At 44.9% G+C, this 12,099-nt stretch carries 16 protein-coding genes; 9 read left to right on the top strand and 7 right to left on the bottom strand.

Annotation, left to right across the window (positions count from 1 at the left end):
• Positions 1 to 31: 31 nt before the first annotated feature.
• A complete protein-coding gene (locus NYE38_RS10265) occupies positions 32 to 778 on the top strand; it encodes an MBL fold metallo-hydrolase (RefSeq protein ID WP_151140288.1) in 747 nt (248 codons plus the stop codon).
• A gap of 30 nt (positions 779 to 808) precedes the next feature.
• Here NYE38_RS10265 and NYE38_RS10260 read toward each other — a convergent pair whose 3' ends face one another.
• Entirely contained in the window at positions 809 to 1,780 is a 972-nt protein-coding gene (locus NYE38_RS10260; RefSeq protein WP_017417964.1) for a bile acid:sodium symporter family protein, read from the bottom strand.
• Positions 1,781 to 1,983: 203 nt separating this feature from the next.
• Here NYE38_RS10260 and NYE38_RS10255 point away from each other — a divergent pair, with 203 nt between their 5' ends.
• Complete coding sequence (locus NYE38_RS10255; protein ID WP_007407975.1) at positions 1,984 to 3,321, top strand: sodium-dependent transporter; 1,338 nt, start codon at positions 1,984 to 1,986, stop codon at positions 3,319 to 3,321.
• 39 nt (positions 3,322 to 3,360) lie between these two features.
• Here NYE38_RS10255 and NYE38_RS10250 read toward each other — a convergent pair whose 3' ends face one another.
• The 3 genes from NYE38_RS10250 to NYE38_RS10240 form a co-directional block, all read right to left on the bottom strand.
• Entirely contained in the window at positions 3,361 to 4,206 is an 846-nt protein-coding gene (locus tag NYE38_RS10250; protein ID WP_007611962.1) for a superoxide dismutase, read from the bottom strand.
• Positions 4,203 to 6,086: a prenyltransferase/squalene oxidase repeat-containing protein gene (locus tag NYE38_RS10245; protein WP_017417963.1), complete on the bottom strand. Its 1,884-nt coding sequence runs from the start codon at positions 6,084 to 6,086 to the stop codon at positions 4,203 to 4,205. Before NYE38_RS10245 ends, NYE38_RS10250 begins: the two co-directional genes overlap by 4 nt.
• A gap of 95 nt (positions 6,087 to 6,181) precedes the next feature.
• Positions 6,182 to 7,669 (bottom strand): aldehyde dehydrogenase family protein, encoded by a 1,488-nt coding sequence (locus NYE38_RS10240; protein WP_017417962.1) that lies wholly within the window; start codon positions 7,667 to 7,669, stop codon positions 6,182 to 6,184.
• A 183-nt stretch (positions 7,670 to 7,852) separates the two neighbouring features.
• Between NYE38_RS10240 and NYE38_RS10235 the strand changes: the two genes are divergently transcribed.
• From NYE38_RS10235 to NYE38_RS10225, 3 genes are all read left to right on the top strand, one after another.
• The gene (locus NYE38_RS10235) at positions 7,853 to 8,056 is read left to right on the top strand and encodes a DUF6501 family protein (RefSeq protein ID WP_007407979.1); all 204 of its coding nucleotides are present in this window, start codon (positions 7,853 to 7,855) and stop codon (positions 8,054 to 8,056) included.
• A 72-nt stretch (positions 8,057 to 8,128) separates the two neighbouring features.
• Positions 8,129 to 8,269 carry a DUF4025 domain-containing protein gene (locus NYE38_RS10230; RefSeq protein ID WP_003153781.1) on the top strand — a complete coding sequence of 47 codons (141 nt, stop codon included), beginning with the start codon at positions 8,129 to 8,131 and terminating at the stop codon, positions 8,267 to 8,269.
• A gap of 293 nt (positions 8,270 to 8,562) precedes the next feature.
• The gene (locus tag NYE38_RS10225) at positions 8,563 to 8,907 is read left to right on the top strand and encodes a PH domain-containing protein (RefSeq protein ID WP_003153783.1); all 345 of its coding nucleotides are present in this window, start codon (positions 8,563 to 8,565) and stop codon (positions 8,905 to 8,907) included.
• Positions 8,908 to 8,951: 44 nt separating this feature from the next.
• Here NYE38_RS10225 and NYE38_RS10220 read toward each other — a convergent pair whose 3' ends face one another.
• Together NYE38_RS10220 and NYE38_RS10215 are read right to left on the bottom strand one after the other, a co-directional pair.
• On the bottom strand, positions 8,952 to 9,185 hold the full coding sequence (locus tag NYE38_RS10220) for a hypothetical protein (protein ID WP_003153785.1): 234 nt from the start codon (positions 9,183 to 9,185) through the stop codon (positions 8,952 to 8,954).
• Positions 9,182 to 9,454 carry a hypothetical protein gene (locus NYE38_RS10215; protein WP_014418114.1) on the bottom strand — a complete coding sequence of 91 codons (273 nt, stop codon included), beginning with the start codon at positions 9,452 to 9,454 and terminating at the stop codon, positions 9,182 to 9,184. Before NYE38_RS10215 ends, NYE38_RS10220 begins: the two co-directional genes overlap by 4 nt.
• Before the next feature lie 70 nt (positions 9,455 to 9,524).
• Between NYE38_RS10215 and NYE38_RS10210 the strand changes: the two genes are divergently transcribed.
• Positions 9,525 to 10,007 carry an Hsp20/alpha crystallin family protein gene (locus NYE38_RS10210; RefSeq protein WP_003153787.1) on the top strand — a complete coding sequence of 161 codons (483 nt, stop codon included), beginning with the start codon at positions 9,525 to 9,527 and terminating at the stop codon, positions 10,005 to 10,007.
• On the opposite strand, the gene NYE38_RS10205 is transcribed toward NYE38_RS10210, so the two are convergent.
• Positions 9,994 to 10,227, bottom strand: a complete 234-nt coding sequence (locus NYE38_RS10205; protein ID WP_014418113.1) for a hypothetical protein — start codon at positions 10,225 to 10,227, stop codon at positions 9,994 to 9,996. The genes NYE38_RS10210 and NYE38_RS10205 overlap by 14 nt on opposite strands.
• Positions 10,228 to 10,319: 92 nt before the next feature.
• Between NYE38_RS10205 and gerPC the strand changes: the two genes are divergently transcribed.
• The 3 genes from gerPC (at position 10,320) to NYE38_RS10190 (ending at position 12,045) form a co-directional block, all read left to right on the top strand.
• Positions 10,320 to 10,700, top strand: a complete 381-nt coding sequence (gene gerPC / locus NYE38_RS10200) for a spore germination protein GerPC (RefSeq protein WP_014418112.1) — start codon at positions 10,320 to 10,322, stop codon at positions 10,698 to 10,700.
• 82 nt (positions 10,701 to 10,782) lie between these two features.
• Positions 10,783 to 11,274, top strand: coding sequence for a TraR/DksA C4-type zinc finger protein (locus NYE38_RS10195; protein WP_017417961.1), 492 nt, complete (start codon positions 10,783 to 10,785; stop codon positions 11,272 to 11,274).
• 144 nt (positions 11,275 to 11,418) lie between these two features.
• Positions 11,419 to 12,045, top strand: coding sequence for an FMN-dependent NADH-azoreductase (locus NYE38_RS10190; RefSeq protein ID WP_003153791.1), 627 nt, complete (start codon positions 11,419 to 11,421; stop codon positions 12,043 to 12,045).
• The last annotated feature ends 54 nt before the right edge of the window (positions 12,046 to 12,099 follow it).

The raw sequence follows: 12,099 nt of genomic DNA, 5'->3' as shown, positions 1-12,099 counted from the left end.
CTTTTTTTATTGAGAGAAGGGGAGAATTTATATGAAAAGCTGTTATCCGCTTGAGATCGAATTTGAATATAATGAAGAATTGCATTCTATCACTCCGGTTCTTCTGCAAGACGAACATGACACGATATTAATAGACTGCGGATATCCCGGTTTTACAAACCATCTTCAACATGCTGCCGCCCGGCATGGAATGTCGCTTCATTCATTGACAAAAATCATTGTAACGCATCACGACATAGACCATATCGGTTCACTCGCTGCATTACACCGTTTGCATCCGGATGTCAGCGTGAGAGCACATGAGCGTGAAGCGCCGTATATTGACGGCTCTAAAAAATCTTTACGGCTTGAGCAGGCTGAATCAACGTTTTGTTCATTGCCAGAGGATGCAAAGCCTTATGCAAAACAGTTCATCCGCTCGCTTCAATCAGTCGAATCGGCTCCAGTTCACCGGACAGTTACTGACGGCGAGCTGCTGCCTTGGTGCGGAGGCATTCGCGTTGTAGCCACGCCGGGTCATACACCCGGCCATATCAGTCTTTATCTGCCTGCCGAAAAAACTATGGTCACAGGTGATGCGGTCGTCATTGAAGACGGAAAGCTGAACCTTGCTAATCCTAGCTATACGTTACATATGGATGATGCGGTCCGTTCTGTGCAGCGGCTGCTCGATTACGATATCCGCCAATTGATTTGTTATCATGGAGGTTTATTTCAGGGGGATGTAAAAAAAGCGCTTTTGCGTCTGTTTCATGATCTCCAGAATAAAAAAGGATAGGAGCGGCCAGTCTATCCTATCCTTGTTCAGTTATGAAAACGGAATCTTTGCCGTTTCTTCTACTTCGGCGCTGTTTTTCTCTTTTTTCTTAGACCAGTAGGTGGCAAGAACAGACCCCGACAGATTGTGCCATATGCTGAAAATTGCGCTCGGCACTGCTGACAAAGGGGAGAAATGCGCTGTCGCAAGCGCTGCGCCCAGTCCGGAGTTTTGCATTCCGACTTCGATCGCAATCGCTTTTTGTGAAGCATAATCCATTTTGAACAGCTTTGCAGTCAGGAATCCTAACAAATATCCGATTCCGTTATGTAAGATGACGACAGACACAATCAGCAGTCCTGATTGAAGCAGATGCTCACGATTTACGCTGACAACAGAGGATACAATCGCTACAATGCCGATTACCGACACGAGAGGAAGCGCGTGCACGGCTTGTCCGACCTGTTTTTTGAAGAACAGCTTCACAATCACCCCGAGGACGATCGGCAAAAGCACGGCTTGCATAATGGAAACAAACAGTGAACCGAAAGAAACGGGGAGCCACTCTTTCGCAAACAGCATAATAAGTGCCGGCGTTACAATAGGAGCAAGCAATGTTGAGATCGTGGTGACCGCAACAGAAAGCGCCGTATTGCCTTTCGCCAAAAATGTCATGACGTTTGATGCCGTACCGCCCGGACAGCATCCGACCAGAATGACGCCCGCGGCGATTTCTGCGGGGAGGCGGAGCCCGATTGATAAACAGAAAGCCGTAAGCGGCATAATCGTAAACTGGGCAGCGACTCCGATCACGACATGCCAAGGCTTTCTGATTAATTCTTTAAAATCGTCTGCTTGAAGAGTAAGCCCCATCCCAAACATAATAATACCAAGGAAAATCGTCATATAAGAACTGATCCAAGAAAACAAATCAGGGCAGGCGAATCCTAAACCGGCAAAGACGATAACCCACAAGCCAAAGGTTTGGCCCGCAAACCCGCTTATTTTTTTCAGCCATTCCATAAACACAGCTCCTTTTACATTCAATCAATCAGTCAGAAAATATGACTGACTTTTCTGTATTCCATTATAAATAATTTTCTGAATAATTCAATATTTAATATAAGTTTTCAATAAAATTATTATGTAAACTAACATCTTCTTGACTATTCAGACATATATTCTTACAATTGATTTTTATACTGAAATGAATTGGGAGTGCTGAAGTGAAAGAAGCTAATCAATGGTCATCTAAGCTGGGATTTATTTTAGCTACGGCCGGCTCTGCAATCGGGCTCGGCGCAATATGGAAGTTCCCTTACGTAGCGGGAACCAGCGGAGGCGGCGCTTTTCTGCTTGTTTTTATTTTATTTACTGTTTTAATCGGACTGCCGCTTTTGCTTGCTGAATTTATTATCGGCAGAAAAACACAAAAAAATGCCGTTGAATCCTATAAGGCGCTCGCGCCGGGGAAAAAGTGGCACTGGATCGGATATCTCGGAATCATTACGTGTTTTATTCTATTATCCTTCTACAGCGTAGTGGGGGGATGGATATTAATCTACATTATAAAAGGCTTTACAGGCGGCTTATCGCTTTCTTCGGGATTTGATACGTTATTTATCGATACCATTTCAAACCCTTATGCAGCCGTTTTCGGCCAGCTGCTGTTTATCGTGCTGACGATTTTAGTTGTGGCAAAAGGGGTGAGCAGCGGCATCGAAAAGGTAAGCCAGGTGCTGATGCCGGCTCTGTTTATTCTGTTTATTCTTTTAATGATCCGCTCCGTTACGCTGCATGATGCAGCGAAGGGATTAAAATTCTTCTTCATGCCTGATTTTGGCGCGATGGATGCCAATACCATTTTATATGCGATGGGACAATCATTTTTCTCGTTAAGCGTCGGAGTGTCCGTAATGGTTACATACAGCGCATATTTAGAAAAAGAAGAAAATATTGTTCAATCCGCCGTATCGGTGACGGTATTAAATGTCCTTGTTGCTGTGATGGCGGGAGTGGCGATTTTTCCGGCGGTGTTTGCATTCGGCCTCAAGCCGGATCAAGGCCCGCAGCTTTTATTTAACGTGCTGCCGACTGTCTTTAACCAAATGCCGTTGGGCATCGTGTTTTTACTCGCCTTTTTGCTGCTGTTTTTATTTGCGACGCTGACATCGGCTTTTTCAATGCTTGAAATTTTAGTTGCTGTTTTGTCAAAAGGCGATTCGGCAAAACGGAAGCGGTATGCATGGATCGGGGGACTTGCTATATTTATTGTCGGGGTCCCTTCGGCGCTGTCGTACGGAATTTTGAGTGATGTTTCTATTTTTCACCGCAGTATTTTTGACGCTGCGGATTTTCTGGTCAGCAATGTCTTAATGCCGCTGGGCGCGCTTTTAATTGCCGTTTTCGTACCGCTGAAAATTCCGAAACAGATGTTGTTTGACGAACTGAAAAGCGGTTCCGGTATAAAACGAAAATGGTTTGCAGTCTGGCTCCTATTAATCCGTTATGTGGCTCCTGTAGCCATTATTATCGTTTTTCTGCACGTGCTTGGTATTTTTTAAACCAAAAGAAGCACGCCCCCGTTCAAGACGGGGGCTTTTTTAATAAAGCGGCCATATCACGCGGTGCGCTTGCTCGAACCGTTTCTCCGCCTCCCGCCAATCAACGACATTCCACCATTGATCCACGTAAGCCGCGCGGTCGTTTTTATATTGTAAATAATAAGCGTGTTCCCACACATCCAGCGGAAGCAAAGGAATGACGTCCCACTGGCTGTAGAGCTGATGCTTCTCAGCGGCCAAAATCTCCAGCCGCCCGGCGCGCGGCGCCCAGACTAGGATAGCCCAGCCGACTCCTTCGACTTTTTTCGCCGCTTGAGAAAATTGCTCTTTAAAAGCGGAATAGCTTCCGAATGACACATCAATCATTTGAAAGAGTGCACCCGTCGGCCGTCTTTTTCCGTTTGGATTCATCGAAAACCAGAAAATACTGTGCAAATAATGGCCCGCGCCGTGAAACGCCAATTGCCGCTCCCAATGTGCCACTAAGTCGTACTGTTTCGTCTGTCTCGCTTTTTTGAGCTCCAGTTCTGCTTTATTCAGACCGTCAACATAGCTCTGATGGTGTTTGGTATGGTGGAGTTTCATAATCTCTCTTGAAATATACGGTTCCAGTGCGGAATAACTGTAAGGCAGTTTAGGGAGGACATGCTTGCCGATCGGCACATAGGCTCTGCGCTCATCCGGCTCTTCGGGTTCAGTAATGTCCCGGTAAAGTGCTGATGCCTGTTCGTACCATTCCGCCTCCGTTAATCCATCATCCTGAAGGGTGTGAAAAATCCGGTCGATTTGTGCCGCGAAGCGATCGAACCGACCTTGTTGAATGACTTGTTCCTTCAAGGTTTCACACCAATTCAGCATCTCGGTTTGATAAGCGTGCCTTTTCATTTTTCTTCCTCCTTTTCACTCATTTTCATAAAAGTGCTGAGCGCAAGCAAAGAAAACACATACGGGTAGCTGTGATATCTGATGTAAAACTGTTTCGGCAGGCCGATTCCAGTCGGATAGCTGAAAGCGGCGCCTTCGTAATGCCGGTTTTCAATAAGAAAAGATATGCCTTTTGTGACGGCTTGATGATGAGGTTTTTCGTATTGCAGCAAAGCTTCGGCCGCCCAAGCCGTCTGTATAAGCGTCCCGTAAGAAAGCGGAACATAGGTTTTCTCTTCTGCACTTTTACAGGATTCCCCCCAGCTTCCGTCCTCGTTTTGAATGGACTTCAGCCAGCGGATCGCTTTTTTTACGGCCGGGTGGTTTTGGCTCACGCCGCAAGCCTTCATCCCTGTCAGCGCCGCCCATGTGCCGTAAATATAGCAGACACCCCATCTGCCGTACCACGATCCGTCCTCTTCTTGATGGCGGATCAGCCATTGGACGGCTTTTTCAATCTGAGGGTGATCAGAAGAAAGCCCCGCTTCTCCTAAACAGTGCAGCACCCGTCCGGTTAAGTCGCTTGTTGAAGGATCGATGGCAGCTTCCTCAGCCGATTCCAGCGGCAGCAGGCGGACCAGCGGATGATTGACATTTTTCTCAAAAGCAGAGAAGCCGCCGTCACTGTTTTGCATGGACAAAAGCCAGCTCAGTCCGCGTTCCCATGAGGCGGGATAAAGTTTTCGCGGAATGGCTTTGAGCACTGCGGCTGTGTCATCACAATCAGGATTATTTGTATTAATGTTTGAAAAACCCCATCCTCCCGGTTCAGCATGCGGGTTGTGAACGGCCCAATCAGCGACTTTCGTCTGCTGCCGTTCACGCAGAAACCGGGCGGCGCTGGTTATCATCTGATCGTTATCTGGGATGCCGCTTTTCATAAGCGCATAGCTGAGAAGCGCCGTATCCCAAACGGTCGACGTTGAATTTTCCAGGTACGGTATATTGCCGCAAGACGTGAGCAGAGCTTTCGTGCCGGCAAGCGCTTTTCTGATAACGGGGGAGTGGCGCGATACACCGAGAGCGAGCAGGCCGTACACCATAAAAATAGTGGCGCTCGCATAGCTGTATAATGTGCCGTCTTCTTCAATCCGGTCAAGCATATACGTTTTGGCCGTACGCAGACCGAGCTGGTGAAAAGCGGCAGGAATCTGCAAAAGCCGCTTCCAGTGCGCGAAAAGAGAAGAGAGGTCTCTGTTCTCATCCTGATCGGAACGAAGCCATGTAAACGGATTTTTAGTCATATGCCGATCTAAATGCGCGAGAGACGGAACGTTGGGATTTTTCAGCGAAAATCTTTTGTTAAGCGTCACGGCCATCGGTACAAAATGAATACGGGCGTATGTACTGAACTGGTAAAAATGCAGCGGGAAGGATGGGGGAATGACTAAGAAAGATAATGGCAGATGCAGCGCGGGCCATGGATAAAGGCCGTTTGCCGCAAGCATCCACTTTGTCATGAAGTGTACGTTGCGCAAGCCGCCATTTGAGATGATAAAGCGTTCGGCCTGAATCATATGCGCCTCAGAACGGCTATATAAACCGGAAGCCAGCAAGCCGGCATAGCCCTGTACAGTGGCGGTCACATTTCCTTTCCGGTCATCAGGATAGTTGGCAAAAGTTCCGTCCGGGCGCTGTTTAGCGCGAATGCCTTCTGCAAGCTCAGCGATCAGTTCTTTATCATTGTCTCCAAGAGAAGCGAGGAGGAGGATCAGAAAGGCGTTTGTCAAAATCGGTCCTTCAAAACAAAATGACCATGAGCCGTCCGCATTTTGCGTTTCTCTTAATAGGGAGATGGTTTTCTTTTGGCGGCTTCTGACGTTTTCATGAATTGTGCTCACACTCGCTCAACTCCTTCAGAAGCATATATATTCATATGTAAAAGGCGGCATGACAAAAGAAAGAAACTGCTGACAGGCAGCAGTTTCTTGTTTGATTAATCTTCCAGATTGATCCAGACGCTTTTCACTTCTGTATAATTATCCAGAGCGTAAGAGCCCATTTCCCGCCCGAGGCCGGATTGCTTATAGCCGCCGAAAGGAGATGCCGCATCGAAAACATTGTAGCAGTTGACCCAAACGGTGCCGGCTTGGAGACGGTCAGCAATGTAATGGGCGTTTTTCACATTCTCAGTCCAAAGTCCGGCTGCAAGGCCGTATTCCGAGCGGTTCGCCCGCTCAATCACTTCATCTACCGTATCATACGGAATGGCGGCTAAAACCGGGCCGAAAATTTCTTCTTTTGCGATGGTCATGCTGTCATCCACATCCGCAAATACAGTCGGGGAGACAAAATACCCTTCTTCAAACGGGCAGCTGCCGCCCGCAACAGCTTTGGCTCCTTCCGCTTTTCCTTTTTCAATATATGAAAGCACGCGCTCATGCTGTTCCTGACTGACGAGCGGGCCGATTTGTGTATCCTGGTGAAGGCCGGCGCCTTGCTGAAGCGATTTCGCATATGAAACCATTTCGCTGACGACCTCATCATATTTGTCTTTGTGAATGAAGACACGGGAGCCTGCGCAGCATACCTGCCCCTGATTAAACATGACCCCGTTTAAAGCGCCGGGAATGGCTTTCTTCAAATTGGCGTCAGGCAAAATGATGTTAGGTGACTTTCCGCCAAGCTCCAGTGTCACGCGTTTAATTTTTTTTGCGGCTTTTTCCATGATTTTTTTGCCGATTTCTGTAGAACCGGTAAAAGCGAGTTTATCGACATCGTCATGGTTGGTCAGCGCTTCCCCGGCCGTTTCGCCGAACCCTGGGACAATATTGATGACGCCGTCAGGGAAGCCCGCCTGATCTATTAATTCCGCTAAATAGAGGGCAGTCAGCGGTGTCTGCTCCGCCGGTTTCAAAACGATTGTGCAGCCTGTGGCAAGGGCGGCGCCCATTTTCCACATCGCCATAAGGAGCGGGAAGTTCCAAGGGATGATCTGCCCCACGACGCCGACAGGCTCATGGCGGGTGTAATTAAAATATGAGCCGGCGACCGGAATTGTTTGTCCGGTTATCTTTGTAGACCACCCCGCATAATAACGCATATGCTCAATTGCGAGCGGGATATCCCCATTCGTCGTTTCATTAATCGGTTTTCCGTTATCAAGTGTTTCAAGCTGCGCGAGTTCCGTTTTGTGCTCTTCCATTAAATCGGCAAGCTTATACATCAGCCTGCTTCTGGAAGCGGCCGGCATAGTGCGCCATTCGCCGTGATCAAAGGCTTTGCGTGCCGCTTTCACTGCACTGTCAATGTCTTCTGACTGTGCCTCGTAAAGCGTCATCAGCGTTTCTCCGGTTGCCGGATTCGGTGTGACAAATGTTGATCCTGAAGCGCTCGGAACAAATTTTCCGTCAATATAAAGTTTCTTCGTGCCCTGTAAAAATGTTTCCAGCCTTTTTGTGATCTGCATCGTTAAAGAACTCATTCGTAACAAACCTCCCGAAATTTTTTTATGGTCTGTTTTGAGCATCTTGATGTCCGCGCAAAGTAAGCGCATACAGTCATTCTATAATAACAGCCCCGGTAAAATCAATCGATAACCGTTATTGCAATTCACAAGAAAAAACCGCTACAATAAGCTTATCGATTAAGAAAAGGAGTTTTATAAATGATTCATAATAATTGGCAGACAAAAGAAAGCGTCAAAAAGGTCAAATGCGTACATACAGATGCGAAAAAATACATTGTCAAAAATGTACTGACGCCGGGTAAAGAGTATGAAGTCAAAAATGAAACAGAAGAATTCATTTTTGTTGTAGACAATACAAACAAAGTCGGAGGCTTCTACAAAGAGTATTTTGAAGAAGTTTAAAGCGAATGAATTTATTTTGCCTGAGCCATACTAAAAAAGACTACATATAAAGGGCTAAAGGGTGGCTGCAAAATGAAAAAAACAGAGCAAGACAAACAAAATAAAACATCAGATCAGCTTCAGCAAGTGCAACCTGAAGAAGGCACCGACACGACGATGGAACAAATTTCAGATACCTATAAAGAAGGAACGATTGAAGATACGGATCGTTGATGTTTTGTTGAAACCGCGGCATTGGAGAAGCCGCGGTTTTTTATGGCGAAAATAAAAAACTGACTTTTCGAAAAAAATATCGTTTTCTTGAAACCTTTTCTTCCGCTGAACCGTATTACTTCATAACAGCGGCACCTTTCGCGAAGGGCTTTTTTGATGAACGTTCTAAAAATGTAATCTGTTCGTAATGGTTTAAATGCCGTCTATGTCGTATTCTTATATAGGGATAAAGAACTTATTTTTTTATGATTGTAATAAAACAATAGTATAGAAGCAGAAAGTGGGGTTCTTCATTGGGAATTTTTTCTGTCAGCAGATCAACCGACACAAAAAAGCTGGAGGCTTTGCTCGTTGAGGGAGAACGGATCGAAACGATTTATAAACTGCGGGTTGACCAAATATGCTTTACGAATAAACGAGTGATTTTCTTTGATAATAAAATGTTCTCCAAAAAGAAAGTGCGCGTATTTCTTCCATATAAAACAATTGAAAGCTTCGCCATTCAAGAAGCGGGGATGTTTGATCCAGATACCGGGCTTGTATTAATGACAAGGGGAAAAACTTTCGAATTGGAATTTGCAAAAGAAACGGACTTGACTGAGGTTCAAGCCATCTTAACAAAATACTTATGCAGTTAAATATCACATAAAAGCCATCCGAATGCATGCGGATGGCCTTTTTATTATATAATGCTTGTTTTTCCGGAGTTCGAATCAATGAGATCCGGATCAGCAATAGAACTGATGGGGATATAAATCGGCGCCAAATCACCATTTTCTTCACCGAATCCGTAGTTGATCTTATTGGATAAAAAATAATCGATTTGCTGATACGGGCCGATCGTAATGGAAGAACCGCGGTCGACTGCATTTACTTTAAAGCCTCCTACATTTACCAAAACCGGCGAAAACATCATAATGGGCCTCCTTTTCCGGCAGGGATTTTATCGCATGCAGACTCAAAGGCAGATGGAGAATCAATTTGATCCCGGTCATCCACTTTGCCGTTCGTGCCGATGAAGCCGCTTGCATCTCCGAAGTTCTGTCCGTATCCCTGATTCTTTTTATCAGAATTCTGCCATTCCGCCAGTAAATTTTGTCCGACATTCACCGCTGAAGCATTTTCAAAGGAATTAATTTTCAACATGAAAATATTAATATTGATATATGGAGTTGGTTGAACCACAGGCAAACCTCCTTTAATACAGGTGTATGCCGGCTGTTATGACCGTATGCTTAGACAGGGGGCGATAAAAATGGATTTCGATAAGATGAAGCAATGGATGGAAATGGCGCAAAACATGTCCGGCGGCGACTTTTGGAAAAACGTTTTTGATGATGAACAACTGAAATCATTTCAAAACGGCCATTCTCATTTTCCCTTTCAACAGGGAGATGGACAAATGAGAAGAAATGAGGATGCTTTTCCTCTTATAGATATTGTGGAAACCCATGATGAGCTCCAATTTTTGCTGTATCTGCCCGGCTACCGGAAACAAGATGTTCAGCTGCTGTCCTACGGAGAATATATCGTCGTAAAAGGCACGAGAAAATCCTTTTTTAATGAACAGGATTTTAAACAGAAGACCGGAAAATACGGCGATTTTGAAAAAAAACTCGACCTTCCGCATTCCGCTCAGGGAACGAAGGGAATGCAGGCGGTATTCAAAGACGGGATTTTATATATATCGATTGCTAAACATCTGGGGGATGCAAGCCAGATCATTATCGAAGGCTGATCTTGTTTGCTGTGCCATCTATCAGATCTGAATCATCGATACTCATGATAGGGATGACGACAACGGTGCAATCCCCGTTTTGTTCACCGTACCCTTCATTTCTTTTATTGGCTGCTGTGTTTCTCACCATAACGGAAGAGCCGGTGTTAAAAGCTGCTCCGCCGCTGATTCCGTTCATTTTTATATACTCAAAGTTGATAACGGATGGAAAAAACATCATGATTCGCCTCCTTTTTGTATATCATGTTTATATATTCGCAATGCGGGACGCATAGAACTTTCCAAGAGTGACGGGGAAAGAAGTGATTTTCTTTGAAAAAAATAATGAAAGAGATTTTCAAAAAAGTGTGTGAAGAAGAATTAGACCGGCTTAAGAAAGTGGAACAACAGCTTGATGAGCTTCAGGATAAGTGTCATTTTGAGCCGCAAACGGTTGAAGGGGAAAAAACATATGTCCATATTGAGCATGTCAAAGTGGACAAGGTTGAATACAATATTGATTTTGAAAAGCTGAGTATAGAAGAGCTGAGCGGTATGCTGAATATCGGCGCCACTTACCATACACCGGTGCACAGGCTCAAACAAGCCTGCGCTGAAGAATGTCGGGACAACCCGCAAAATGATGCTGCGAAAGAAAAAAGCCAGACAAAGCAGCAGACACCCAATGTCACCATCAGGGGAAGAAAGCATTGACTCCGTTGTTTCAGCCTCCTTTTTCGAGGGTATGTATTAACAGATGCAGCGAAGAATACAGACGAAAAAGGAGATGATGAATATGTCATTATCAAAAGAACAGCAGGACAGCCTTTATCATAAATTAATCGATTTAAAGGAAAGTCTTCAGGGAGAATCAAAAGAAAATCATTCAATGAGCGAAGACACAGGAGAACTGTCGAACGGAGTAGATAATCACTTAGCTGATCACGGAAGCATTTATTTGGACAGAGTCACGAATCAGACGCTGGACGGTGTCGATCAGAATCTTTTAGATGAGGTGCACGCCGCGCTTGAACGAATGGATAAAGGAACATACGGGATTTGCGAGAAAACGGGAAAAGAAATTCCTTATGAAAGACTTGAAGCTGTGCCGTACGCCAGAATGACCGTCGAAGCGCAGCGGGAAACAGAAGGGGATGTGAAAACAGACGCTCCGTCATATGAAAGGGAATTTCACGAGCAGGTGAAAGACCTCTCAAATAAAGAAACCGTTGATCAAAAAAGCTCACAAACTTACGAAATCCTGGATCGCGAGCAGGATTCACAATAATAGCAGCAGGTACATTCATATGTACCTGTTTTTTTATTCCATAAAAAATCTCAGAATCGAAATAAAATCATTGACTTTATATAAAAAAGAAAGTAACATACTATTTGTAAGTAAATATTAAAAGATTACCGGGAGGAATTTAGAATGTCTCAAGTATTATTTGTAAAATCAAGTGACCGTACGGCTGAAGAAGGCGTATCCGTAAAATTATACGAAGCGTTTCTGGCTGCTTATAAAGAAAACAATCCGAATGATGAAGTGATCGAACTTGATCTTCATAAAGAAAACCTTCCTTACCTCGGAAGAGATATGATTAACGGAACATTCAAAGCTTCAAAAGGAATTGAAATGACAGACGAAGAGAAAAAACAAGCGTCAACTGCTGACATTTACTTAAATCAATTCGTCAAAGCTGACAAAGTCGTGTTTGCATTCCCGCTTTGGAACTTCACAGTGCCTGCTGTGCTTCATACTTATGTTGATTACCTGTCTCGCGCAGGAGTTACTTTCACATACACGCCTGAAGGACCAAAAGGTCTGATGGGAGATAAAAAAGTAGCGCTCTTAAACGCACGCGGCGGCGTATATTCTGAAGGACCGATGGCATCTCTTGAAATGTCATTAAACTTCATGAAAACCGTTCTCGGTTTCTGGGGTGTCCAAGATCTTCACACTGTTGTCGTTGAAGGCCATAATGCTGCACCGGATAACGCTCAAGCGATCATTGAAAAAGGACTGCAAGAAGCGAAAGATCTGGCTGCAAAATTCTAATTTCCATTAACTCTTGCGCCCATACAGGGTGTGAGAGTTTTTTATATTATAGAA

It is taken from the genome of Bacillus sp. EU63, assembly GCF_038592915.1.
GTDB lineage: Bacteria > Bacillota > Bacilli > Bacillales > Bacillaceae > Bacillus > Bacillus velezensis.
Note: the sequence above shows the minus strand (reverse complement) of the source record. Positions and strands in the feature narration are given on the sequence as shown.